The sequence below is a fragment of the Flavobacterium rakeshii genome, from assembly GCF_009741375.1.
In the GTDB taxonomy this organism is placed as follows: Bacteria; Bacteroidota; Bacteroidia; order Flavobacteriales; family Flavobacteriaceae; genus Flavobacterium; species Flavobacterium rakeshii.
In genome coordinates, this window is sequence record NZ_WOWP01000057.1 from 24,423 (window position 1) to 50,197 (window position 25,775).

Below are 25,775 nucleotides of genomic sequence, written 5' to 3' on the forward strand. Positions count from 1 at the left end.
ATTACGCCTAAATTAAATAAACACTATCCTCTCCCTCGTTCTGTTGCCAGGTTACTTTTACCTTTTCGTTGTTAATTGCATCTACCTGACGGCCTCTGTAATCAGGCTGTATAGGTAAGTGTCTGCTAAAACGACGGTCAATAAGTACCAGTAATTCTATCTCAGAAGGTCTTCCGAACGACTGTATTGCTGTTAATGCAGATCTTATGCTTCGGCCTGTGTACAATACATCGTCAATAAAAACTACCTTTTTATTTTCTACTAAAAAGTCAATTTGGGTTTTGTTTGCCTCCAACGGCTTATCTGACCTACGGAAATCATCCCTGAAAAATGTAATATCCAAAAATCCAAGTGGTACATCTTTCACATTATAATCCTGTTCCAGCAACTGTTTTATACGTTCTGCCAGATAACGGCCTCTGGGCTGTAATCCAATAAGTATAGTATCAGAAAAATCAAGATGTTTTTCAATTAACTGGCAGGCCAAACGGTTAAGGATGATATTGACTTCTTTTGAAGTTAGCAATATTTTATGGCTCATAGTGCTGTGTTAAGTTTGGAGTGTAAAAGTAGTGAAAAAACAGAATTAGAAAAAATAACACCACATATTTAATTTCAGTATTTACCAGTAGCATTTCAACATTAATTCAATTTTAACGAAATACGATTTTAAGTGCTTTAACTTTATAATAATAACCAAAAAGCAAAAAGCTATGAAAAAGAGTATTTTAAAACCTGCCCTATTATTACTTATGCTGGTATCCCTAACCGGATGTGAACTGGCCGGCGATATATTTCAGGTAGGTGTGAGTGTAGGTGTTTTTATCGTAATAGCAGTACTGGTACTGATTGTTTGGCTTATTTTTAAAATGAAAAAATAGCCGATACCATCAAGTAATAAAAAAGCCCCTGTAATTACAGGGGCTTTTTTATATTAATCATCGTTCATGGAAAGCAGAAACTCTTCGTTGTTCCTAGTTTTCTTGAAACGGTCGTTTATAAAGTCCATTGCCTCCACAGGGTTCATATCTGCCAGATACTTTCTCATGATCCACATACGCTGTATGGTTTTCTCATCAAGAAGAAGATCATCCCTACGCGTACTTGACGAAGTAAGGTCGATAGCCGGGAATATACGTCTGTTAGCAATTTTACGGTCAAGCTGAAGCTCCATGTTACCTGTACCTTTAAACTCTTCAAAGATAACCTCGTCCATTTTAGAACCGGTATCAGTAAGTGCAGTAGCAATAATACTTAAAGAACCTCCGCCTTCAATATTACGTGCAGCACCAAAGAAACGTTTTGGTTTTTGAAGCGCATTTGCATCAACACCACCACTCAATACTTTACCCGATGCAGGCTGTACCGTATTGTAAGCCCTTGCCAAACGGGTAATAGAGTCAAGCAGTATCACTACATCATGACCACACTCTACCAAACGTTTTGCTTTTTCAAGCACTATGTTGGCAACTTTTACGTGGCGTTCTGCAGGTTCATCAAAGGTAGAAGCAATAACCTCTCCCCTTACGCTACGCTGCATATCGGTAACCTCTTCAGGACGCTCATCAATAAGTAATACAATAAGGTAAACTTCAGGGTGGTTAGCCGCGATAGAGTTGGCTATATCTTTTAGTAACATTGTTTTACCTGTTTTAGGCTGCGCAACGATCATACCACGCTGTCCTTTACCTATAGGTGAAAACAAATCAATAATTCTTGTAGAAATGGTACTTTGCTTATTAGCAAGGTTAAATCTTTCTTCAGGGAAAAGCGGAGTTAAATGTTCAAAAGAAACTCTGTCTCTTACTACCTGCGGATCGTGTCCGTTTATTTTTAAAACCCTTACAAGAGGGAAATATTTCTCACCTTCTTTTGGCGGGCGAACCACACCTTTAACCGTATCTCCTGTTTTTAAACCGAATAAACGGATTTGCGAATTGGATAAATAAATATCATCAGGAGATGCTAAGTAGTTATAATCAGAAGAACGAAGGAAACCATAACCATCCGGCATCATTTCAAGTACTCCTTCACTTTCAATAATTCCGTCAAACTCATAATCAGGTTCTCTGAAATTTTGTTTCTTTTTATAACTTGGATGATTTGGATTGTTAGCGTTAGCTCTTTCAATTTGAGCAAGCCTCTCTTCTTCACTCAATTGAGCTTTAGTAGGCTTGTTATCGGCAGGTTTTTGGTTTTTCTGCCTGTTATCCTGGGTAGGATTCCTTTTTTTATTATCGTCTTTAGCCTGAGGTGTAGTACTGTTTGCAGGAGCATCATTTTTAACCTCTGCTGCGGGCTGTTCTTTTACAGGACGCTGCTGAATTTTTGGTTCAGGCTTCTTCTTGGCAAAATTCTTATCCTGTGTCTTTTGTTCCTGCTCTGCAGGTTTAACTTCAGGAGTTTTTATCTCTTTTACATCAGGCTTATTTTCAGCCTTTACCTGTGATCCCGTTTCTGATTTAGTTCGGGTCGCAGGTTTTTCTTTAGCTATCCTTGCCCTTTTAGGCTTTTCAGCTTTGTCTTGTGGTAGTGCTTCGTTAGCCGCACCCGACTCATCAAACAAAGGTTTGATTTGGGTTGGATTTGCAGCCTGGTGATCTAAAATCTGGTAAACAAGTTCGTCTTTTTTTAAGCCTCTGTATTTACTGATTTTAGCTTTTTTAGCAATTTCCTGAAGCTCAGTCAGCTTCATTTCTTTTAGTTCGGAAATATCAAACATGCATCAATGTTAATTAAATTATTGAGAGTGTATTCAATTTAATAAATAAAAAGTGAAGGGTGTAATTTTTATTTGAAATCTAATGCTTCGGAGAATGAAGCACTTATGGTTATGTCTTGCAATAATACGAATTTATTTTTACTGTGCAATAGTATTTTTTAAAAAAGAAACCATATTTTTGTGCAGCAAACAAGAGATAATGTTACAAAGAATACAAACCATATACCTATTAATAGCCCTTGTATCTGCCGGCGTTTTGCCATTTGTTTTCCCTTTATGGACTACTGCTTCCGGTAACGGATTCATGTTTATGGAAAATTTAGGATACATTGCACTATTTGGGTTAAGCGCTACGTTATCTTTAGTAAGTATAGTATCATTTAAAAAAAGAAAAAGCCAGTTTGTAATGGGCAGGCTTAATATAATATTAAATTTAATTTTATTAGGATTATTCATTTTCAGGTCGCTAAACTTATCCGGAGAGACTGACAAAGATCTTGTCATTTCAGAGAAGGGTATTGGGATGCTTCTTCCTATTGTTTCTATCGTTTTTTTAAGCCTTGCCAATAAGGCTATCAAAAAGGACGAAGATCTCGTAAAATCAGTAGACCGATTGAGATAAACCTTTTAACTTAGTTTATTAGTGCGTTAAATCCCTGCTTTTTTAAGCGGGGATTTTTTGTTTACCCCACTCCTACTTTTTTAATTACTCATGTATTTTAATAACACTTGTTACACCTTGTAAGCTTTCTTTAAAAAGAGCAATACCAAACATGAATTATTATTAGTATAAATTACTTCTAATAAAAAGAAAACCCCGCTTATAGCGGGGTTTCTATATATAATTGAATTACTATTAATTATACATGTAATGCTCTGTTAGCAGTAGCGGCAAGAGCAGCTTCTTTAACAGCTTCAGCATAGGTTGGGTGAGCGTGAGACATTCTTGAAATATCTTCGGCAGATGCTCTAAACTCCATTGCAGTTACAGCCTCAGCGATAAGATCAGCAACACGAGCACCAATCATGTGAACACCAAGAACTTCGTCAGTCTCAGCATCAGCAAGGATTTTAACAAACCCGTCAGTATCCATACTTGCACGGGAACGTCCTAATGCTTTGAACGGGAAACTTCCTGATTTGTATTTTACACCTTCTTCTTTTAATTGCTCTTCTGTTTTACCAACAGCAGCAACCTCCGGCCATGTGTAAACAACACCCGGAATTAGGTTATAATCGATATGAGGTTTTTGTCCTGCAAGAGTTTCAGCAACAAATACACCTTCTTCCTCTGCTTTGTGCGCTAACATAGCACCACGAACAACATCACCAATAGCGTAAATATTAGATACGTTAGTTTGTAAATGATCGTTTACTTCAATTTGTCCTCTGTCAGATACTTTGATACCTGCTTTATCAAGATTAAGACCATCTGTAAACGGACGACGACCTACAGAGACTAATGAGTAATCACCATCAAGAGTAATCGTTTCTCCTTTAGCATTTTCTGCCTGCACCTGTACTCCTTCTCCGTTTCTTTCTACTGATTTTACTTTGTGAGAAGTATAGAATTTCATTCCTTGTTTTTTAAGTACTTTAGTAAGCTCTTTAGATAAGCCTGCATCCATACCAGGAATGATTCTGTCAAGATATTCAACTACAGATACCTGAGCACCTAAACGAAGGTACACCTGACCAAGCTCAAGACCAATAACACCACCACCAATAACGATAAGGTGCTTAGGAACCTCTTTAAGCTTAAGTGCTTCTGTAGAAGTGATTATTTTTTCTTTGTCAATTTTAATGAATGGTAATGAAGATGGTTTAGAACCTGTAGCCAAAATAGTGTTTTTAGCTTCGATAGTCTCTTCAGAACCGTCGTTTTTAGTTACTTTAATATGAGTAGCATCTTCAAAAGAACCAACACCTTCAAAAACAGTTATCTTGTTTTTATCCATAAGGTATTTAATTCCGCTTACGTTTTGATCTACAACACCCTGTTTACGGGCAATCATTTGCTCAAAGTTTACTTTTATCTCTCCCGGGATATCAATACCGTGCTCTTTAAAGTGAGAGATAGCATCATGATAGTGGTGAGATGAATCAAGAAGTGCTTTAGACGGAATACAACCTACGTTAAGGCAGGTTCCTCCAAGGGTTGGATATTTTTCTATGATTGCTGTGTTAAAACCTAGTTGTGCACAACGGATAGCGGCAACATATCCGCCGGGTCCAGAGCCTATAACGACTACGTCAAATGAACTCATAATATAACTTTTTGTGTGTTTTAATTTTGTAAGGCAAATTTAGCGAAGTTTTTTCTTTTGGGTAGTACAAAAGTCAAAAACATGACTTTAATTTTCTATCCTCAATGTTAATTTGTGATACCACCGGCTTTAAATCATAAAACTTAAAACAAAAAAGCTTAAAAAGGTGTTAAAAATACATTACAGCCGCAAAACTCACCTCTTTAAACATCCCTTATAGTATGCAGATAAAGTAATTGTCAAACCATGATTTATGTCAGTTTTTTCCCCTGTAAGACACCCTACTTTTGGTGTATAATTTAAAAACACAAAACCATGAAAAAAATATTATTTGCAGCAATGGCAGCTTCACTATTTTGTGCCACAACTGCAACTGCTCAGGACAACAATAATGATTCTGCCGACTTTAACCGATGGATGGTTCGTGTACGCGGCGTAGGTGTATTACCTAACGAAAGTGCTGATATAGGAATTATTGGCGGAGATGCTGACATAAGCAGTACGTTTATCCCTGAACTGGACTTTACTTACTTTTTTACCAAAAACATAGCTGCCGAACTTATTTTAGGTACTTCAAAACATGATGTAAAAACTACAGGCTCTGACATTTCAGCTATTGGCGGACCAACAAGTGCCGATGTTGACTTGGGTAGTGTAAGATTACTACCTCCTACCCTTACTGTACAATACCATTTTTACACTTTTGACGGAATATTTAAACCTTATGTAGGTGCCGGTATCAACTATACTATTTTTTATGATGTAAAACCGGGTAATACTGTACATGATGTAGATTATGATAACAGCGTAGGCTTTGCGTTACAACTTGGTTTTGACATCAAAATAAGTGATAAATTTTACATTAATGCCGATGCCAAACAGCTGTTCCTTAATACTGATGTAACTGTAGACGGTTCCAACCTTGCACCGGGACTTAGCATACCAGCCGATGTAGATATTAACCCTCTTTTATTAGGTGTGGGTATAGGCTATACATTTTAGTTCGTAGTTTTTTATAGATGTAAAAAAGGCTGTCGCTTTAAGGGAGTGACAGCCTTTTTGATTTTTTATAATTTACTATTAAAATCCGTAATAAGTATTAAGGAATAAATACCTGTCCCTGTGTTGCTCTGGTTCGGCAGCTGTTTGCGCTCCAATAGTAAGCACATTCATTGTTTCATTAGCTTTACTAACAGGCCATTGCGGCAGGTTTTCTGTATTTGGATTGCCTGTTTTTATAAAATTAGCCAGATACTTTACTCCGGTTTGGGATACTTTATGATCTTCTTCCGTCCAGTTATAAAGTTCATTGTTGTTAAGATTACCCAACAGATATTCAATATCAGAAGCATGTGATGCTCCCGGCAGTGCTGCAGGCATTTCATTCTCTTTCTTTTCTCCGTCTTCTTTAATTATTCCTCCGGCGAGACCTTCTTTAACATTACCCAACTCCGACTTTAACGGAGGTCGTTGCTGTGCAAACCTGTATACATACGTAGGTTGTCCTGTTGTATTTTTATGAAGCTCTGCCCACTTCCATGTACTGAAAACTATAAAGTTATCACTTGCCAGTGCAGTAGCCGATTGTATTACTTCCTCCTGCGTAGTACCCGGATACAATTTTAAAACCTCCTCGGCCTTATCACCAAACATTTGTTTTACCCTTGCAGCATAATTTTCCGGATTAGGGAATTGTCCCTGCATGAAAGCCATATAAGGCATTTCTGCCGATGTCCATCCTGCCAGTAAAGGTACTTTTGCCTGTTCACCATCAGCAAAAATAGTTGATGGTAGTTTTGGTAAAAAATAACCGTCTACAGTAGCTCTTGTATTAAAAGCACCCCATTTTGAAGCCTCTTCCAGTAATGAATCGGCAGAGATTTTTCTCAAATCTGCCAGTGATTGTGCATTAATACGTTTTGCAAATTCAAGTCCGTTTTGTTCTGCCTCATTTAAAGGAACAGCATCAAGAGTAGGTTTTATCATAGCACCACTCTCTCCTATTGCTCCGTTAATTAAATCTTTTGATAAAGGTGAAGCCATTTGTGCTGATACCGATATTGATCCGGCAGACTCACCCGCTATAGTGATTTTACCCGGATCTCCGCCAAAAGCAGCAATGTTGTTTTTAACCCAAACCAAAGCCGCATTCTGATCCAGTAAACCATAGTTGCCCGATGCGTTATTAGGTGACTCTTTAGTAAGTTCAGGGTGTGAAAAGAACCCGAATATCCCTAATCTGTAGTTTAGCGTTACAGTAATAATCCCTTCTCTAGCAATGGTTTCTCCGTCATACCTCCCTTCAGACCCATCTCCGGCCACAAAACCTCCGCCATAAAAATACACCAGCACAGGTAGTTTTTTTTCTTTAGCATCAGCAGGAGCCCATACATTAAGGTAAAGACAATCTTCACTCATGCCGGACGACCTGAATTTCATATCGCCAAAAACATCTTTTTGCATGGCATTATCTTTAAATGCATCGGCTTTTAAAACACCCTCCCATTTTTGTGGTGGCTGTGGTGCTTTCCATCGCAGTTCGCCAACAGGTGGCTGTGCAAAAGGTATTCCTTTAAAACTGTGTATTCCGCTTGGCAAGGCAACACCTTCAAGTATCCCCTGCTCCACTTGTACCTGTAAATCGTTTAACTTTTTTTCCTGAGTACAGGACGTGAAAATAACGCTGCCAAAAAGCAGCAAGAAGTATTTTTTCATAATAATAGATTCGGTTGAAGCGTAAAGATAACTATAAAGTTATGACATTGGTATTTTTCACTTCACTAATCATAAAGGTACTGTGAGTACTACCTATGTGCTTTAAGGTTGTAAGCTTGGTTACCATAAACTCGCGGTATTCCTCCATATCGGCAACAAAAATTTTAAGGATGTAATCATAATCACCACTTACATGGTAACACTCAATTACCTCGTCCAGCCTAACTACTTCCTGTTCAAAATGAGTAAGGTATTCTTTAGCATGCTGGGTAAGCTTTAAATGGCAAAAAACTACAAACCCCCTATTTACCTTTTTTTGGTTCAGTACCGCCACATACCTATCAATAACTCCCTCACGCTCCAGTTTTTTTACACGTTCGTAAACCGCTGTAACAGATAGATTTAATTTTAAAGAGAGCTCTTTAGTGGTTCGGGTACTGTCCTGCTGAAGCAGCATCAATATTTTCCTGTCGGTTGCATCAAAAGCCATGTGAAAAATTTTCGGTTAAAAACTATAATTAAAACTATTTTATAAACTTTAAATCTAAATAATAACGATTAAGTAGAAATAAAAACCAAATATATAGATTATCATTGATTTTTATAGTAGTTTTTATTCTCTTTGAAAACATAAACGATTAAAAACAACACATTTATGAAATTCAATCCGGCCGATAATATACAGGATTTACAGTACTTTGGTGAATTTGGAGGAGTAAACCCTTCAATTTCAGATTCATCTACTTATACATTCCTTTCTGCAAAAACAATGTTTGATACATTTGAAGGAAATGCTGATGGATGTTACCTGTACTCCCGTCACTCATCTCCAAGTAACCTATATTTAGGTCAGGCACTTGCCGCTATGGAAGGTACAGAAACTGCTAATGTTGCAGCGTCTGGTATGGGAGCTATTACGCCTGTATTATTACAACTTTGCGGAGCCGGAGATCACATAGTATCAAGCCGTACTATATATGGCGGTACTTATGCTTTCATGAAAAACTTTTTACCTAAGCTTAATATCACTACTTCGTTTGTAGATATTACTAAGCTTGATGTGGTAGAGGCAGCTATTACCCCTAACACTAAAGTTCTTTACTGTGAAACAGTAAGTAACCCGTTACTTGAGGTTGCCGATATTGAAAGCCTTGCTAAAATTGCTAAAAAACATAATCTTAAACTAGTTGTAGATAATACATTCTCTCCACTATCTGTATCGCCTGCTAAAATGGGTGCTGATGTGGTAATACACAGTCTTACCAAGTTCATTAACGGAAGTAGTGATACTGTGGGTGGTGTAGTTTGCGGTACTCAGGAATTTATCGATGCACTTCGCAACGTTAACGATGGTGCCAGCATGCTTTTAGGCCCTACAATGGACAGCCTTAGGGCAGCCAGTATACTTAAAAATTTAAGGACTTTGCACATAAGAATGAAACAACACAGCCATAATGCTACGTATTTGGCTGAGCGTTTCGAACAAGACGGATTAAAAGTAGTATACCCTGGGCTTGAAAGCCACCCTAGCCACAAATTATACAAAGAAATGATTAACCCTGAGTATGGTTTTGGAGGTATGATGACTGTTGATGTTGGCTCTCTTGATAAGGCTAACGAGCTTATGGAACTTATGCAACACAGAAACCTTGGTTATCTTGCAGTAAGTTTAGGTTTCTATAAAACTTTATTCAGTGCACCGGGTACTTCTACATCAAGTGAAATACCAATAGAGGAGCAGGTTGAAATGGGATTAACAGATGGTCTTATTCGTTTCTCAATAGGACTTGATAATGATATTAAAAGAACATATAATATGATGAAGAGCTGCATGCAGGAGCTTGGAATATTATAAGTGTGTATTCAAACATAAACAACTGAAAAATCCGTTTCTCCTGAAACGGATTTTTTTATTAAATCACAAAAAAGCAACTCAATTAAATCAGTTTTTTTGTAACTAATCAGTAATAAACAGTACTAATTAGCATTATTATATTTCTGAATAAGATTGAGTTTAATTAAATTCGCCATAAAATATAAAAACATGAAAAAACTTTTACTGCTGTTCCTTTTAACGGGAATGGTTGCAACAGCACAACAAAACCTTACCATAGAGCAGGCTACCTATGGGCAATATCAGGCCTACGCACCTAAAAGCCTAACTGCTCCACAATGGAGAACTGATACAAAAACCATTACTTATCTTGACAATACCTACTCTAAACTTATGTCAAGAAGTGAAGAGTCTAACTGGGAAGAAACTACTTTCCTAACAAAACAGGACTTGACAACAGCCCTTAAAGCTAAATTCCCTTCTGATTATTTCAGTTTTCAGATATTCCCTTACAGATATGAGTGGAAAGATAAAAACACTATTTCTTTTGATGCTACAGGAACAAACGGTACTTACCTTGTACTATTTGACGTAGAGAAAAAAGAGGTTATACATGCCGTTTCTTTCTCTACAGATGCTGCACAGCAAACTATGGCTCCAAACGGAACTAAAGCCGCGTGGTTAAACGAAAACAATATTGTTATTACCGATGAGAACGGAAACAATACTAACGTTACAAACGATACTGATAAAGGTATTGTAAACGGTAGCGACTATGTACACCGTCAGGAATTTGGTATTAACAAAGGTATGTGGTGGTCTGCAGATAGCAACATGCTTTTATACTACCGTAAGGATGAAACTATGGTGGCAAACTATCCGCTTGTAAACTTTGGCGAGCGTATAGCAAAAGAAAATGATATAAAATACCCAATGGCAGGGATGAAAAGTGAAGAAGTAACTCTTGTGATTTACAATATTGCTTCTAAAACTAAAACCACGCTTAAAACCGAAGGCCCTAAAGAGCAGTTTTTAACCTGTGTAACCTGGAGTCCTGACAACAAATATGTATTTGTTGGTGTACTTAACCGCGAGCAAAACCATTTAAAGCTTAACCGTTATGAAGCTGCTACCGGTAACTTTGTAAATACTCTTTTTGAAGAACAGGCTTCTACCTATGTAGAACCACTTCACAACCTTACATTCCTTCCTAACAGTAATGATAAATTCCTTTACAGAACGGAGAAAAACGGTTACGAGCAACTTTATGTTTATAACACCGATGGTAAGCTAATCAAAAACCTTGGTTATAACGACGTTGTAGTAATGGAGCTTTTAAACTTTGATGCTAAAGGAAAAACGGTATTTTATGTAGGTACTGCTAACAATGGTTTAGACAGACAATTATATCAGGTAAACCTTAAATCCGGTAAAACTACACAAATAACTAACGGCTCGGGTACACACTCTGTAATGGTGAGCAGTGACGGATCTTTAGCACTTGACAGCTTTAGCAATACTACTACTCCAAACGATGTGAGCATTATAGCTACAGCTTCTAAAAAAACTACATCTATATTAAAATCAGATAACCCATATACAGGCGTAACCAAACTGCCTAAAATGGAACTGGTTACTATAACTGCTGCCGATGGTAAAACTCCTCTTAACGGAAGACTTATTTACCCTGGTAACTTTGACGCTAATAAACAATACCCTGTAATGGTTTATGTATATGGTGGCCCTCATGCACAGTTAGTAACTAACGACTGGTTAGGTGGTGCTTCACTATTTGACTACTACATGGCGCAACAGGGATATGTTGTATTTACACTGGACAACAGAGGTAGTGATGCACGCGGACGTGATTTTGAACATGTAATTCACAGAAACCTTGGTCAGAATGAAATGGCCGATCAAATGAAAGGTGTTGAATTCCTTAAATCAAAGTCGTTTGTAAATCAGGATAAAATTGGTGTTTATGGATGGAGCTTTGGCGGATTCATGTCTACTTCCCTAATGCTTAATCACAGTGATACCTTTAAAGTAGGTGTTGCAGGAGGTCCTGTTTGCGACTGGCAGTATTATGAAGTAATGTATGGTGAGCGCTACATGGATATGCCACAGGAAAACCCTGAAGGTTATGAAAAAGCAAGCGTTGTAAACAAAGCTTCTAAATTAAACGGAAGACTACTTATGATACACGGTGCTCAGGATAATGTGGTTGTACAGCAACACAGTATGCAGTTTATTAATGCCTGTATTACTGCAGGAAAACAGGTTGATTACTTCCTATACCCTACTCATGAACATAATGTTCGCGGTAAAGACAGGATTCACCTGAACCACAAAATAGCCGACTATTTTGATACACATTTAAAATAAGATATTATAAAGGAGCCTTAGGGCTCCTTTCTTTTTATACTAAAATGAAAAATAATACGTTTTATACATATACATTTAAATAAAATGTATATTTATATTATGTATAGTAAAGAACTCACCAAAGGAACACTACAACCTATTATCCTGAAACTACTTCATGATAAGGGTAAAATGTATGGTTATGAAATTACACAAACGGTTAAGGATATAACCAGAGGAAAGATTGATATATCTGAAGGAGCACTATACCCTATTCTCCATAAACTGGAAGCTGAAGGCATACTGGAAACAGAGAAAATGTACATTGGCAAAAGGGTACGCAAATACTATCAGGTAACCAGTACCGGTATAAAGGCTGCGCAACAGGTTACTGATGAACTGAATAACTTTATAAGTACATTATCTATTATTTTTAAAGAAAAAGAAGTTGCCAAATGATACTTAGTGAACAGCAAATAGAATATATCTCTGATAACCTGAAGTTTTACGGACTTACAACCGAAGAGCTTCACAGTGATGTACTGGATCATATATGTTCCCTTATTGAAAACAGTGAACATAATGATTTTGATACAGCCTATAAAGAGGCTATAAAGAACTTTGGCGGTTATAATGAAATGAGGGCAATAGAACGCGACACTTATTTACTTATCGCTTTTAGAAAGAACATGAAAAGACAGAAAATTGTTTATTTACTTGGCTTGATAAGTTCAATGCTTATATGTTTTGGTCAGTTCTTTAAAATAATGCATTGGCCGGGAGCAAGTATTATTGTTACCCTTGGTTTTGCACTATTTACTATTTTCTTTCTACCAATATATTTCTACCATCGGTATAAACTGTCTTATGCTAAAAACATATAAATAACTATAAAAGGCTTTCGCCTTTTTTTAAACCTAAATACATTTTATTAAAATGCATTTTTAAAAACTATTATTAACTAAAAAAACATTAATCATGAAAAAATTAGTTTATGTATTCGGCTTTATCAGCCTGTTTTTAATCAGTAACGGAGTATTGTTTAAAATTATGCACTGGCCAAGTGCCAGTATACAATTGTGTACAGGTGTTGTAATACTGAATTTTGGATACCTACCCTTTTATTTTTATAAAAAATATAAGACACAGCCTTAATTTAAAAGTTAAACAATACCTACTTATAGGTGTTGAACAGCTTGATAAGAGCTTATAACTTTGAAGATCTTTTAAGATTTGAGTTAGTAGTAAAAATCCGCTTCACAATAATGTGAGCGGATTTTTATATTATACTGTTTTAAGAGCATCGATAAGTAAATCAATATCTTCTTTAGTATTATAATGACTTAATGAAATACGTAGCGACGGCTTTTTTACATTTTCATCAGTAAGCATTTCCTTTAAAACATGCGAAGGTTTTACACTACCACTTTGGCAGGCACTTCCTCTCGATACAGCAATTCCTTTCATGTCCAAATGGAAGAGAATCATCCCTGTTTTTTCATCTGATAATGGTAACATCACATTTACCAAATTATAAAACAGCTCGGCACCACCCCCATTAACAATATACCCTGAGAATTCGGCATCAAGCCTTTCATACAAATACTGTTTAAGCGCTGTTATTTGCTCTCTTTCTTCGTTTAAGTGTTTATAGGACAATTCCAGAGCCTTAGCCATACCCACTATTTGATGGATAGCTTCGGTACCGGCTCTCATGCCTTTTTCCTGTTCGCCACCATATATCATAGCATGCAGCGGAGTGTTCTTCCTAACAAAAGCAAAACCAACTCCTTTTGGGCCATGAAACTTATGAGCACTCGCAGCAATAAAATCTATCGGAGTATTGTTTAGATCAAACTCTGTTTTACCTATGGATTGTACCGTGTCTGAATGAAATAAGGCTCCATACATTTTACATATTTTCCCTACTCTATCAATATCAAGTACAACACCTGTCTCATTATTAACGTGCATAAGGCTAACCAGTGTAGGGGTTTTATCAGATAAAAGAGTTTCAAGCTGATTTAAATCGACTTCACCATTTTGAGCAACATTAACATACTCAACATTTATATCAAATTCGGTTTCCAGTATTTTAACTGTATTCAATACAGCATGATGCTCTATTTTAGAGGTTATTATACGTTTAATTCCTAAATCTTTAACAGTGCTACGTATAACCCAGTTATCAGCCTCAGTACCCCCCGATGTAAATATAATTTCTCTGGCTTCAGCCCCAATTAGGGATGCTATGGTTTTTCTTGCTGTTTCCAAAAGTACTTTAGCTCCCCTGCCATAACTGTGTGTAGAAGAAGGGTTTCCAAAGTTTTGTGACATTACAGCCGTTATTTCCTCAATTACTTCAGGTCTTATAGCTGTGGTAGATGCGTTATCCAGGTATGCTTTTTTCATACCTGCAAAATTACTTAAAAAGCATTTATAAGTACCATATATAATATACAGCTTCATAAAAACGTTTTATCAACTCGGTAAAAACCTTATTTTTGTTGAAAAATATAATTTATGAAAAAGCTATCTGCTCTGTTTGCTATTGTACTGCTGGTATTTGCCTGTGATGATGGTGATATGACATTCAAAGATTTTAACTTTGGTGATGTAACTACAGCACAGTTGTGTACTGCAAACGAATTTTTATACAAGATAAACGGAACAGAAGTACTTATACTTGATGTAAACATTGAGGAATACTTTTCAAATATTGACGGAACCATAGATACTATTACTGTAAACAGCGCCAATAAAGTTATTTACAGAAATTATAGCGGTACAGTAACTTCATCGGCTATTTGTACATCATTGCCTCCTGCAACACCTACTGTTGTTGAAGAATGGAATGCATCACAAGGTGGTGAGCTTACTGTTACAACTACAAAACTTGTAAGTGATGACGGTGATGTATCTTACGAACACAGCATCTCTATTGTTAGACTTGAATTTGTTAAAGATGATGAGACTATAGTGATTGAAAACCAAAACTATGGTACATATACTACTTCACAAGGATTTGATTTTGATTTTGAAGATTTCTCAAACGGTACTATTAACCCCAGCAAATGTGATAGCGGAGATGAAAGTGCACCTAAAATAATATACGAAATCAACTCTGATGAAGTATTGAAAATAATTATTACTTCAGAAAACTTCAATACCTTATTTGTTAATGAAGTTACCGGTATTGATGCTCCAAGAATTCTTGAACTTGACGATACTGATAACAGGATAATTTTTGATGTGTACTCCAATACTGCTTCAGGTACATTAATTTGTAGCAACACCCCACCTATTACTCCCGTTGTGGAACAGAGATGGAATGCTACCGGAGAAATTTGGGTAACAACTGAAGAAGTTGTAGTGGGAGAATTTCAGCATACTGTAATATTTCACGATGTTACGTTTTTTAATTCTGCGAACGATGAAGAAACCTTTAAACCAACAGAAGACGAAAACGGTAATTATATTTATGGCCAATTTGCAATAGAATAAAAAAGCAGCCATTAGGCTGCTTTTTTATTTTTTATCTATCAGGGGTTTTGTTTTATGTAAACCTCTGTAGCACCAAGTCCGTATTTCCTGTAATTAGCATCCTGAAAGCTAATGTTGTCATATCTTCCCAAAAGGAAGTCTAATTCTGCTTTAAGTATACCTTCTCCCACCCCGTGAATAAGTACAACTTTAGGCATTCTGTTTTTTATGGCAAAATCAATTTGGCGTTTGGCTGTTTCGGTTTGTAAAGTAAGTATATCATAGTTAGACATACCTTTTTTGTTAGGTACGAGTTTCTCTATGTGTAAATCAACTTCCAGTACAAACTCATCTTTTTTAGAACGTTTTTCCTTTACAAAACTTCTTTTTTTAGGCTCTTCCTTGTCTTTCAATACAGAAGACAGGCTTTGGGATGAAAATAATGATTTCATGTCACCGGTATCAGCAATTTTAACCAGTTCCTGTGCTTCAAAATCAAGCTCAAAACCTTCGGGGGTTTCAATAACAACTCGGTCTTTTTTAAACCCTTTTACTTTGCCAGAAAAAGAATCGTCTAAAACCGTTACCTCATCACCTATATTAAATGTCTTCATCTCTGTTTTCTCTTTCATCTCTTTCTTCCTTACTTGGCACTTTTGCCATAAGGCGCATTAAACCAAAAGCAAAAACTGCAAAAGCAAGAATCATTAATATTTTGTTAGGCTGATCTTTAGACTGCTCATAAAAAGCCCAAAAAGCGGCCAAAAACATTAATATTATAAAAATTGTTCTCATAGTGTTTATTAAGACTCCAAATTTACTATAAGTTTTTAAATAAAAAATCCCGCACATGGCGGGATTTATATATTTCTAGTATTGAAGTACTTTGAATTACATTCTACCACCCATAGAGGCAGCAGCACCTATACCTATAACAATTAAAAGTATATAAAGAACAATTACAATAAGAGTAAAAATACCCATAAACCTAAAATATGATTTTAGGTTTTTCATAGACTCAGTAAGATCTTCTGTTCTGTTACTTAATAAAGCCTGTTTTGTTCTTGAAGAAAATTTATACAGGTATAATGTAGGTATGAAAGCCAAAGCCACTACTAAAAGATAAAAAATTCCAAAAACAGAACCTGATAAACCTCCCATAGCACCTCCCATGGCAGATCCCATAGCGCTACCTAAAGCAAGCATTGAAAATCCTCCAAGAGCTCCTAAACCTAAAAATACGAAACCTACAATTGCTAAGAAGCCTGACCATTTAGCAGCAACTCTTAGATACTCTTTAGACTCGTTAGTAATTTGTAATTCAAAAGAATCAAATGCTGAATTTTCTTCCATAAAACAAAATTGTTAGTTAATAATTAATTGGTTATTTAGTGTGTTTGTTATTTTTCAAATTCTTTAAGCGTCGATGTAATGATATTTACACAGTCTAGCAATTGCTCCTCATTCATAACTAATGGTGGTGCAAATCGAATTATGTTACCATGTGTTGGTTTTGCTAATAATCCATGTTCTTTTAGCTTAACACAAATATCCCATGCTGTAGAGCTGTCTTCTGTATCATTTATTACTATAGCATTAAGTAATCCTTTACCTCTTACTAAAGTAACTATATTGCTTTCACTAATATATTCATTTATTTTATCACGGAAAAGAACACCTAATTTTTCTGCATTTTCGGCAAGTTTTTCTTCTTCAATTACTTCCAACGCAGCTATAGCAACAACAGCAGCAACAGGATTACCTCCAAAAGTAGAACCGTGTTGCCCCGGCTTAATAACATCCATAATATTGTTATTGGCTAATACTGCCGATACAGGATAAGCTCCTCCTGAAAGTGCTTTCCCTAAAATAAGAATATCCGGAGTTACATTTTCGTGGTTAACCGCAAGCAGTTTACCTGTTCTTGCAATACCGGTTTGAACCTCATCTGCAATAAACAGTACATTATGTTTTTCACAAAGTGCTTTGGCTTTAGCTAAATACCCTTCTGAAGGTACATAAACCCCTGCTTCTCCCTGTATAGGTTCTACAAGGAATCCTGCAATATCACTATTATTTTTTAAAGTTTCTTCCAGTGCCTGTAGGTTATCATATTCTATTTTGATGAAACCTTCAGTATACGGACCGAAGTTTTTCCTTGCATCCTCATCATTAGAGAACGAAATTATTGTTGTTGTCCTACCGTGGAAGTTGTTTTTACAAACTACTATTTTAGCCTGTTGCTCTGCAATTCCTTTTTTCTCATAAGCCCATTTACGGCAAAGTTTAATTGCTGTTTCTACGGCTTCAGCACCAGTATTCATTGGCAGTACTTTATCAAAACCAAAATATTTGGTTATAAACTCTTCGTATCTGCCCAGCTTATCATTATAAAAAGCTCTTGATGTTAATGTTAGGGTTTGAGCCTGCTCCATCATTGCTCCTACAATTTTAGGATGGCAATGTCCCTGATTTACTGCCGAATAAGCCGATAGAAAATCGTAATATTTTTTCCCTTCAACATCCCACACATAAACACCTTCTCCTTTGCTTAAAACTACCGGAAGCGGGTGATAGTTATGCGCTCCGTATTTGTCTTCTAAAGCAATGGCATCTGCCGAACTCAATTTTTCTAAAACTGACATTGTAATCTAAATTTTTAATTTTCACTTTACAATTCCTGCTTAGTTAGGAGAGAAATCATCCTTTGCTGCAAATTAATAAAATTAAAACGATTTATTATTTATTTTGAGTAAAATGTAATTAAAAATCCCTCACGCAGTATTGCAGTGAGGGATTTGTAAAATTTAGCGTTTTTAAACTAGAAAGCTACTTCGTCGGCACTTGGTCCGTAACTACCCGGTATAGGTATATTAAGCAATCTTAAATATACACCTAACTGCGCCCTGTGATGCACAACCTGAGAATAAGCCATCCTTATTACACTATATTTAGTATAAGAATTAAGAATTTGCTCTCCGTTTCTAAGTGTCCACGGCTCATTAAAATCTTTCACTTCGATTTTTTCAAGTCCGTCCTTTGCATTTTTAAGCGACTCTTCAAAGTAGTCCAGTAATTCACCTGTGTTTTTAACATCCTTAGGCTCATAAGGGTTATCAGCAAAGTCAAGCTCATGAGTATCTACAGCCATTGCTACCCATCCCGGAAGTTCTGCCACGTGTGAAGCAAGCCTACCCAGTGTCATGCTCTTAGGGTGTGGCTGCCAGTCAAATTTCTCTGGTGGTACCCTGCTAAGCATTTTACGGGTTGTTCTTGACTCTTCATTCAATTCCTGTTTTAATAATGCGATTAATTCCATAACTGTTGTGGTTTATTTGTTTGACACTACAAAGTAAACACCGGGTTGTGACAACAGTATGTCAGCAGGATTTTAAAGATTCATTTTTTCTGAAATTCGTTCCAAAAGTTTCTTCATATCGGTTTTAAGCGATAGTGGTTCAACCAGCTCTGCCTGATCACCAAACATAGCTAGCCATCTTACAAAACCCTGCTGTGGTGATTGGGTTAAAAAAGTCATTTCTATATAATCATCGTTAACTTTTTCTGAAACAAAGCCATAATAATGCTTATGTTCCTGTATGTACAAAGCCATAGCTTTATCTACCTTAATGATTACTTTTTGTAAAGTGAGACTTGCTTTTGCCCTTTCACGCATTTCATTAAATTCCTTAAGTGAGGTACGCTCCTGTTGCAACTCATCTGTAAGTTCAATACTTACTACCCTATCTAACCTAAACTGCCTGTAACTGTCCCTTAAATGGCAATATCCTATAGTGTACCAGTTTTCATATTCATGGAACACCCCTATAGGCTCTATTTTTCTTTCGAGACTTTCTTCGTTCCCAAAGGCCTTATACTCTAGTTTTATAACTTTCTTATCTGATATGGCTTTAAGCAATGTATCCAGTATATTACCCGACGGAGAAGTATTGGTTTTTCTTTGGGTTACCATTATCTGGTTTTCTAAATTTTCCACAAGGTCTTTCTCGGTTCCTCTTAAAACCGCCTTTACCTTATACATAGCCGAAGAAAAATGATTTTGCAGAGAATCATCGGTAAACTTTTCCATAAGCTTTTCGGCAGTTAAAAAGGCTATAGCCTCTTCCCTACTAAACATCACCGGCGGAAGCCTGTATCCCTCTACCAGGGAGTACCCAACTCCTGCCTCACCATATAAAGGCACTCCGGCTTCTTCAAGTGTACGGATGTCACGATATACAGTACGAAGGCTTATATCAAACCTATCGGCAAGATCTTGTGCTTTAACTACCCTTTTAGACTGTAGTTGTATTAATATTGCAGTAATACGGTCAAAACGATTCATTTGATTAAGATGATTGATTAGCCAAATATACTACAAATAAAAAAGCCCCAAAAAGGGGCTTTACTAAGTAACCTTTGTAATTTAATTATTGCTGCACAAGCGTTGCATTCGAGGTTATTTTTGTATTAAGCAATCGAGATATAGGGCAATTGCTTTCTGCTTTCGTTACCAGTTGTTGAAACTCGTCTGTACTAATCTTAGCTACTTTAGCTACAACCGACAGGTGAGACTCAACTATACTTCCGTTTTGAAAATCAATATCACATTTGGTTTCAATAGAGTCTACCTCATACCCTGCCTCATTAATATAGGCTGTAAGCTGCATGGTAAAACAACCGGAATGGGCTGCTGCCACGAGTTCTTCAGGGTTTGTTCCGTTACCGTCTTCAAAACGGGTTTTAAACGAATATTGTGTGTTATTTAGAACAGTACTTTGTGTAGTTAGTTTTCCGGCACCTTCTTTCAACGATCCTTCCCAATGGGCAGTTGCATGTCTTTTCATAAATCTTTTATTATTTGGTTTCTTTATTCCTTATAAAGTTACTAAACAGATAAACAACAAATAATCAATGATTTAAATTTAACATAACATTAAAATTGAGAACTTATTTTTCAGATTTCTCTAACATTGTAAGTAACTTAATGGTCGTATTCCAGTTACGGGTTGTAGCCCTCAACTTAAGTTTTGATTCGATAAGATTATTACTCAGTTTAGAATCAGATGCCTTTGTTGCCAGCTTAAAGTATAATATACCATCATTAAACTCAATACTGTCATCACCTATGGGTGCGTCATAAAGCTTTTGGATATTCTCTTTTTGTGGGATTTCCGACAGGAAAGTAACATACAGTTTTTTACTCCCCTCTTCCAGTTCGTCTCTTGTGGCATAAGGATTATTTGCAGCAACTTTGTTCATATCTGCCATATCAAGTACAAACACGGTAATATCATAACCGTATTCTTTTTTGATAAGTGACTCAATAGCAACAGATACTTTTGCCTTAGCTGTTTCTTTAGCCTCAAAAACCACATTGCCACTTTGTATGTATGTTTGCACATTACCATAGCCTGCTAGGTTCATTTGCTTACGCAAACTTTCCATTTTAATTATGTTTTTACCACTTACGTTTATCCCTCTGAAAAGTGCCAGATATAGTGCCATTATTTTTGTTTGATTAGTTTAATTACAAATTTATTTAAATTTTATAGTCAATAGTTTATTTTTGCCGCATGGGAAGAAAAAGATCAGACAAGATCGTATTTGACAATGTCAAGGTTCTTGATGCAGGCGCAAAAGGAGTATCGGTAGCTAAAGCTCCCGATGGTAAGGTTATATTTATACCAAATGTAGTACCCGGAGACGTAGTAGACGTGCAAACCTTTAAGAAAAGGAAAGCCTACTACGAAGGCAGGGCTATTAACATTCATGAATTTTCTGAACACAGAACAGAGCCTGTGTGTAGTCATTTTGGTTCCTGCGGGGGCTGCAAGTGGCAAAACATGAAATACAGTCAGCAGTTGTTCTATAAAAATCAGGAGGTATTCAATAACCTTAAGCGTATTGGTAAAATAGAACTACCTGAATTTGAACCAATACTTGGTTCTGAAAAACAATTCTTTTACCGTAATAAAATGGAATTCTCTTTCTCTAATTCACGTTGGATGACAGAAGAGGAAATACAAAGCGGTAAAGAAATTGACAATGCCAATGCACTTGGATTCCATATCCCTAAAATGTGGGACAAAATTCTTGATATTACCCACTGTAGCCTACAGGAAGATCCAAGTAACGCTATTAGGAATGAAATAAGAGACTTTGCTAATAAACACGGACTAACTTTCTTTAATCCCCGTAACCATGAAGGACTACTACGTACGCTTATGATACGTACTGCCTCTACAGGTGAGATTATGGTACTTATCCAGTTTTTTGAGGACGATAAGGAAAATAGAGAGCTTATTCTTGATTTCCTTGCCGATCGTTTCCCTCAAATAACTTCATTACAATATGTAGTTAACAGTAAGGCTAACGATACACTTTACGACCAGGATATTATACTTTACAAAGGGCGTGATTATATTCTTGAAGAAATGGAAGGTTTGAAATTTAGCATCAATGCTAAGTCATTTTACCAAACCAATTCTGACCAGGCTTATGAGCTTTATAAAATAACCCGTGAATTTGCAGGACTTACCGGAAACGAATTGGTATACGATTTGTATACAGGTACAGGAACCATTGCTCAGTTTGTTTCTAAAAAAGCAAAAAAAGTTATTGGTGTTGAGGCAGTGCCTGAAGCTATTGCCGATGCTAAGGAAAATGCAAAACGTAACGAAATAACCAACTGTGACTTTTTTGTGGGTGACATGAAGGTGGTATTTAATGAAGAGTTTATAAATACACACGGTACTCCCGATATAATTATAACCGACCCACCACGTGATGGTATGCACAAAGATGTTGTGGAGCAAATATTAAAAATTGCTCCGGAGAAAGTGGTTTATGTAAGCTGTAATTCGGCTACACAGGCTCGTGACCTAGCGTTAATGGACGAAAAATACAAAGTAACACGCGTTCGCCCTGTTGATATGTTCCCGCAAACACATCACGTGGAAAATGTTGTACTTTTGGAAAAACGATAATAATTTCTGTAATTTATCACTATGAAAAAAATAATAACAGTCTTTCTTCTGGCACTCCTTACAGCTGTTGGCTTTTGGAGTTGTGAAAAAGATGATATATGTGCCGAAGGTACAGCAACAACACCTAGCCTTATTATTGAATTTTATAACCGTGATAACCATACAGATCCTAAAAACGTAACCTATTTCAGTTACTTTTCGGCAGATTTAGACACCATAGGTCCAATAAATGGTACAAATCATATTGAAGTGCCTTTACGAACTGATACTACCGCTACAACATGGAATTTTAGATTAGGAACATCTCAGCTAGGTGAAATAAATTATAACAACGATGTTATTACTTTTAACTATGAGACTAAAGAGTTATATATTTCACGTGCTTGTGGTTTTAAAAGTTATTTCACGTTAAACCCGCAAAACGGAACAGCCCCAAATCCTCTTGTAATCGAAGATTCTGAAGATGAAGAAGGTCTTTGGATACAGGAATATACTATTGAAGAGTCAAACATTGAAAACGAAGATGAAGTACACGTTAAAATTTATTTTTAGTATCGTTTTAATGTTGGCCATTATGCCGGCATTTTCGCAGGAACAAAAAACAGATACCATACAAAAGCCTAAAACGGATAAGTATGGTATACGTATTGGTGCCGATTTATACAGGTTTGCCCGTTCTATTTATGATGACGACTTTCAGGGATTTGAAATTGTTGCCGATTACAGGTTAACAAAAAAGATGTATGCTGCCGGAGAAATAGGTAATACCAAAATCACAGTAGATGACGACCAGTTAAACTTTACTACAAACGGTAGCTATATTAAGGTTGGTTTTGATTTTAATGCTTATGAAAACTGGCTGGACATGCAAAACATGATATATGTTGGTTTCCGTTATGGTTTTAGCACTTACAGCCAAAAACTTAACAGTTATAAAATATATGATGATTCGGGGTATTTTGAGCAAACTGTGGTTTACCCTAATCAGGAATATAGCGGTCTAAGCGCACACTGGCTGGAGTTTGTAGGAGGTATTAAAGCCGAGTTATTCAACAACCTGTATTTAGGTTTTAGTGTGAGGCTAAAAGCGCTTATCACAGATAAAAAACCGGATAATTTTGATAACCTTTACATTCCAGGGTTTAACCGTACTTATGACGGAAGTTTTGGTGCAGGGTTTAACTACACCCTATCATATACCATTCCGCTATACAAAAGAGCCAAATAATATTTCATTATACAGCAATAGGAAAAGCGTGAGTTTCTACTTACGCTTTTTTTGTTTGGTCTCTTAATTTTTTTATAAAAAAATTAATACTAAAATGAGCAATTAGCGTTACATTGCATAATCAATTTAATGAAGGGAAAATCACTTTGATATGAATGAAATAAAGATATTATGGGTTGATGATGAAATCGACCTGTTAAAACCACACATACTGTTTTTAGAAAAGAAAAACTATAAAGTTACTACAGCAAATAACGGGCAGGATGCCTTAGACCTTTTTGACGAAGAAAGTTTTGATATTGTTTTCCTTGATGAGAACATGCCGGGGCTTAGCGGACTGGAAACACTTGCCGAGATTAAGGAGAAAAAATCGTCTGTTCCGGTAATTATGATTACCAAGAGTGAAGAGGAATACATTATGGAAGAGGCTATTGGGTCTAAAATTGCCGATTACCTTATAAAACCCGTAAATCCAAACCAGATTTTACTTAGCCTTAAAAAGAACCTGGACAATTCAAGACTGGTATCTGAAAAAACTACGCTTGACTATCAAAAGGAATTCAGGAAAATTGCCATGGACATGTCAATGGTAAACAGTTATGAAGACTGGATTGACCTGTATAAAAAACTGGTTTTCTGGGAAATTGAGCTTGAAAATATTGAAGACCACAGTATGATTGAAATACTGGAGTCACAAAAGCTTGAAGCCAACTCTCAGTTTGGTAAATTTATAGAGAAAAACTACGAAGACTGGTTTGATCCTAAAGAGGATGATAAGCCTGTACTGTCTCATACCCTGTTTAAAGAACTTGTTGTTCCTGAAATCAAGAAGAAACAACCTATACTGTTTGTGGTTATAGATAACCTTAGGTACGACCAGTGGAAAGCTTTTGAAAGTGTAGTAAACAACCACTATAAACTGGAAAAAGAAAATACTTACTTCTCTATCCTTCCTACTGCTACCCAGTATGCACGTAACGCTATCTTCTCGGGACTTATGCCTTTAGAGATGGAAAAGAAATATCCGCAGTACTGGAAAAATGATGTAGATGAGGGTGGAAAGAACCTTTTTGAGGCTGAGTTCCTTACCGAGCAAATAAAGCGTTTAGGTCTTAACATAAAACAGGAGTACTACAAAATCACTAACTTTAAAGACGGTAAAAAACTGGTAGATAACTTTAAAGGGCTTAAAAACAATGACCTTACCACAATAGTATACAACTTTGTTGATATGCTTTCGCATGCCAAAACCGAAATGGATGTGGTAAAAGAACTTGCCAGTAACGACAAGGCTTACAGGTCGCTAACCCTTAGCTGGTTTAAAAACTCGCCTCTTTTAGAAATGATACAACAGGCTCAGCAAATGGGCTTTAAGCTTATACTTACTACAGATCACGGTACCATAAACGTTAAAAACCCATCGAAAGTTATTGGTGACAGGAATACAAGTCTTAACCTTCGCTACAAAACCGGGCGAAGCCTTACTTATGAGGATAAAGACGTGTACCATGTAAAAGATCCAAAAAGTATACACCTACCGGCTGTAAATATGAGCAGTTCGTTTATTTTTGCTAAAAACGATCTTTTCCTTGCTTATGTAAATAACTTTAACCATTATGTAAGTTATTACAGAAATACCTATCAGCATGGTGGTATTTCTCTGGAAGAAATGATTATACCGTTTTTAGTGTTCAACCCAAAATAGGTGAAGTGCTTATGGAAATTACATTTTCCTTAGATGAGATAGACAGCGTTGCACAGCAAATACTGTCTGCCAATATAAAAAATATAGTTTTGTTCCATGCCGGTATGGGCGTGGGCAAAACTACCCTTATAAAAGCTTTGGCTAAACAGCTTGGAGTTCAGGATATGACCTCCAGCCCTACCTTTTCACTGGTAAATGAATATGAAACCGAAAATGGTGACATCCTTTACCATTTTGACCTGTATCGTTTAAATACCGAAGAAGAGGCTTATGATATGGGTATAGACGAATACTTCTATTCGGGTAACTTGTGCCTTATTGAATGGCCCGAAAAAACACCTAATCTTATCCCTTTAGATCATACGGCAATTACCATTAAACAACTGCCCGACGGTAAAAGGCATGTAGTTGTAAAATAGTTATTTAACTTAACATTATTTTTGTAAATTGTATCAAAATATTTCAGCC

The 25,775-nt window shown here is 36.4% G+C and carries 28 protein-coding genes; 14 read left to right on the forward strand and 14 right to left on the reverse strand.

The features are described 5' to 3' along the window. Positions 1–7: 7 nt before the first annotated feature. Entirely contained in the window at positions 8–541 is a 534-nt protein-coding gene (gene pyrR / locus GN157_RS14625) for a bifunctional pyr operon transcriptional regulator/uracil phosphoribosyltransferase PyrR (protein WP_035130865.1), read from the reverse strand. Positions 542–713: 172 nt separating this feature from the next. Between pyrR and GN157_RS17860 the strand changes: the two genes are divergently transcribed. Then, the gene (locus tag GN157_RS17860) at positions 714–881 is read left to right on the forward strand and encodes a hypothetical protein (RefSeq protein WP_197429467.1); all 168 of its coding nucleotides are present in this window, start codon (positions 714–716) and stop codon (positions 879–881) included. Between the two features lie 53 nt (positions 882–934). Here GN157_RS17860 and rho read toward each other — a convergent pair whose 3' ends face one another. Further along, positions 935–2,722 carry a transcription termination factor Rho gene (rho, locus tag GN157_RS14630; protein ID WP_157484247.1) on the reverse strand — a complete coding sequence of 596 codons (1,788 nt, stop codon included), beginning with the start codon at positions 2,720–2,722 and terminating at the stop codon, positions 935–937. Between the two features lie 199 nt (positions 2,723–2,921). On the opposite strand from rho, the gene GN157_RS14635 reads away from it, so the two are divergent. Continuing rightward, the gene (locus tag GN157_RS14635) at positions 2,922–3,344 is read left to right on the forward strand and encodes a DUF4293 domain-containing protein (protein WP_157484248.1); all 423 of its coding nucleotides are present in this window, start codon (positions 2,922–2,924) and stop codon (positions 3,342–3,344) included. Positions 3,345–3,582: 238 nt separating this feature from the next. Here GN157_RS14635 and lpdA read toward each other — a convergent pair whose 3' ends face one another. Further along, complete coding sequence (lpdA, locus tag GN157_RS14640) at positions 3,583–4,989, reverse strand: dihydrolipoyl dehydrogenase (protein ID WP_157484249.1); 1,407 nt, start codon at positions 4,987–4,989, stop codon at positions 3,583–3,585. Positions 4,990–5,304: 315 nt separating this feature from the next. Between lpdA and GN157_RS14645 the strand changes: the two genes are divergently transcribed. Then, on the forward strand, positions 5,305–5,991 hold the full coding sequence (locus GN157_RS14645; protein ID WP_157484250.1) for an OmpW/AlkL family protein: 687 nt from the start codon (positions 5,305–5,307) through the stop codon (positions 5,989–5,991). Between the two features lie 78 nt (positions 5,992–6,069). On the opposite strand, the gene GN157_RS14650 is transcribed toward GN157_RS14645, so the two are convergent. Continuing rightward, entirely contained in the window at positions 6,070–7,704 is a 1,635-nt protein-coding gene (locus GN157_RS14650) for a carboxylesterase/lipase family protein (RefSeq protein ID WP_157484251.1), read from the reverse strand. A 31-nt stretch (positions 7,705–7,735) separates the two neighbouring features. Continuing rightward, positions 7,736–8,194 (reverse strand): Lrp/AsnC family transcriptional regulator, encoded by a 459-nt coding sequence (locus tag GN157_RS14655; protein WP_035130857.1) that lies wholly within the window; start codon positions 8,192–8,194, stop codon positions 7,736–7,738. A gap of 165 nt (positions 8,195–8,359) precedes the next feature. Here GN157_RS14655 and GN157_RS14660 point away from each other — a divergent pair, with 165 nt between their 5' ends. The 5 genes from GN157_RS14660 to GN157_RS17865 all read left to right on the forward strand — a co-directional run bounded on the left by GN157_RS14660 (position 8,360) and on the right by GN157_RS17865 (position 13,057). Then, on the forward strand, positions 8,360–9,559 hold the full coding sequence (locus GN157_RS14660) for an aminotransferase class I/II-fold pyridoxal phosphate-dependent enzyme (protein ID WP_157484252.1): 1,200 nt from the start codon (positions 8,360–8,362) through the stop codon (positions 9,557–9,559). A gap of 189 nt (positions 9,560–9,748) precedes the next feature. Then, a complete protein-coding gene (locus tag GN157_RS14665) occupies positions 9,749–11,923 on the forward strand; it encodes a S9 family peptidase (RefSeq protein ID WP_157484253.1) in 2,175 nt (724 codons plus the stop codon). A 99-nt stretch (positions 11,924–12,022) separates the two neighbouring features. Beyond that, complete coding sequence (locus GN157_RS14670; RefSeq protein ID WP_157484254.1) at positions 12,023–12,361, forward strand: PadR family transcriptional regulator; 339 nt, start codon at positions 12,023–12,025, stop codon at positions 12,359–12,361. Further along, positions 12,358–12,786: a hypothetical protein gene (locus GN157_RS14675; protein WP_157484255.1), complete on the forward strand. Its 429-nt coding sequence runs from the start codon at positions 12,358–12,360 to the stop codon at positions 12,784–12,786. The genes GN157_RS14670 and GN157_RS14675 overlap by 4 nt, the downstream gene beginning before the upstream one ends. A gap of 94 nt (positions 12,787–12,880) precedes the next feature. Continuing rightward, the gene (locus GN157_RS17865; protein ID WP_197429468.1) at positions 12,881–13,057 is read left to right on the forward strand and encodes a hypothetical protein; all 177 of its coding nucleotides are present in this window, start codon (positions 12,881–12,883) and stop codon (positions 13,055–13,057) included. Between the two features lie 129 nt (positions 13,058–13,186). Here the strand turns inward: GN157_RS17865 and GN157_RS14680 are convergent, their stop codons facing one another. Continuing rightward, positions 13,187–14,314 carry a cysteine desulfurase family protein gene (locus GN157_RS14680; RefSeq protein WP_157484291.1) on the reverse strand — a complete coding sequence of 376 codons (1,128 nt, stop codon included), beginning with the start codon at positions 14,312–14,314 and terminating at the stop codon, positions 13,187–13,189. A 111-nt stretch (positions 14,315–14,425) separates the two neighbouring features. On the opposite strand from GN157_RS14680, the gene GN157_RS14685 reads away from it, so the two are divergent. Continuing rightward, positions 14,426–15,406, forward strand: a complete 981-nt coding sequence (locus tag GN157_RS14685; RefSeq protein ID WP_157484256.1) for a hypothetical protein — start codon at positions 14,426–14,428, stop codon at positions 15,404–15,406. A 38-nt stretch (positions 15,407–15,444) separates the two neighbouring features. Here the strand turns inward: GN157_RS14685 and GN157_RS14690 are convergent, their stop codons facing one another. The 8 genes from GN157_RS14690 to GN157_RS14725 form a co-directional block, all read right to left on the reverse strand. Beyond that, complete coding sequence (locus tag GN157_RS14690; protein ID WP_231749149.1) at positions 15,445–16,017, reverse strand: Smr/MutS family protein; 573 nt, start codon at positions 16,015–16,017, stop codon at positions 15,445–15,447. Then, complete coding sequence (locus GN157_RS14695) at positions 15,986–16,180, reverse strand: hypothetical protein (RefSeq protein WP_157484258.1); 195 nt, start codon at positions 16,178–16,180, stop codon at positions 15,986–15,988. The genes GN157_RS14690 and GN157_RS14695 overlap by 32 nt, the downstream gene beginning before the upstream one ends. A gap of 96 nt (positions 16,181–16,276) precedes the next feature. Further along, complete coding sequence (locus tag GN157_RS14700; protein ID WP_157484259.1) at positions 16,277–16,738, reverse strand: DUF5362 family protein; 462 nt, start codon at positions 16,736–16,738, stop codon at positions 16,277–16,279. A 47-nt stretch (positions 16,739–16,785) separates the two neighbouring features. Then, a complete protein-coding gene (gene rocD / locus GN157_RS14705) occupies positions 16,786–18,030 on the reverse strand; it encodes an ornithine--oxo-acid transaminase (RefSeq protein WP_157484260.1) in 1,245 nt (414 codons plus the stop codon). A gap of 176 nt (positions 18,031–18,206) precedes the next feature. Next, positions 18,207–18,704: a DinB family protein gene (locus GN157_RS14710; RefSeq protein ID WP_157484261.1), complete on the reverse strand. Its 498-nt coding sequence runs from the start codon at positions 18,702–18,704 to the stop codon at positions 18,207–18,209. 72 nt (positions 18,705–18,776) lie between these two features. Continuing rightward, positions 18,777–19,730: a helix-turn-helix transcriptional regulator gene (locus tag GN157_RS14715; RefSeq protein ID WP_157484262.1), complete on the reverse strand. Its 954-nt coding sequence runs from the start codon at positions 19,728–19,730 to the stop codon at positions 18,777–18,779. 85 nt (positions 19,731–19,815) lie between these two features. After that, positions 19,816–20,232 carry an OsmC family protein gene (locus GN157_RS14720; RefSeq protein WP_035130830.1) on the reverse strand — a complete coding sequence of 139 codons (417 nt, stop codon included), beginning with the start codon at positions 20,230–20,232 and terminating at the stop codon, positions 19,816–19,818. 103 nt (positions 20,233–20,335) lie between these two features. Continuing rightward, positions 20,336–20,893, reverse strand: coding sequence for a DUF1697 domain-containing protein (locus GN157_RS14725; RefSeq protein ID WP_157484263.1), 558 nt, complete (start codon positions 20,891–20,893; stop codon positions 20,336–20,338). Positions 20,894–20,961: 68 nt separating this feature from the next. Between GN157_RS14725 and rlmD the strand changes: the two genes are divergently transcribed. The 5 genes from rlmD to tsaE all read left to right on the forward strand — a co-directional run bounded on the left by rlmD (position 20,962) and on the right by tsaE (position 25,726). Beyond that, on the forward strand, positions 20,962–22,374 hold the full coding sequence (gene rlmD, locus GN157_RS14730; RefSeq protein WP_157484264.1) for a 23S rRNA (uracil(1939)-C(5))-methyltransferase RlmD: 1,413 nt from the start codon (positions 20,962–20,964) through the stop codon (positions 22,372–22,374). A 21-nt stretch (positions 22,375–22,395) separates the two neighbouring features. Then, a complete protein-coding gene (locus tag GN157_RS14735) occupies positions 22,396–22,926 on the forward strand; it encodes a DUF6452 family protein (protein WP_157484265.1) in 531 nt (176 codons plus the stop codon). Continuing rightward, positions 22,898–23,602 carry a DUF6048 family protein gene (locus GN157_RS14740; protein WP_157484266.1) on the forward strand — a complete coding sequence of 235 codons (705 nt, stop codon included), beginning with the start codon at positions 22,898–22,900 and terminating at the stop codon, positions 23,600–23,602. The genes GN157_RS14735 and GN157_RS14740 overlap by 29 nt, the downstream gene beginning before the upstream one ends. Positions 23,603–23,753: 151 nt before the next feature. Continuing rightward, positions 23,754–25,307, forward strand: a complete 1,554-nt coding sequence (gene porX / locus GN157_RS14745) for a T9SS response regulator signal transducer PorX (RefSeq protein ID WP_157484267.1) — start codon at positions 23,754–23,756, stop codon at positions 25,305–25,307. Between the two features lie 11 nt (positions 25,308–25,318). Further along, complete coding sequence (gene tsaE / locus GN157_RS14750; protein ID WP_035130818.1) at positions 25,319–25,726, forward strand: tRNA (adenosine(37)-N6)-threonylcarbamoyltransferase complex ATPase subunit type 1 TsaE; 408 nt, start codon at positions 25,319–25,321, stop codon at positions 25,724–25,726. The last annotated feature ends 49 nt before the right edge of the window (positions 25,727–25,775 follow it).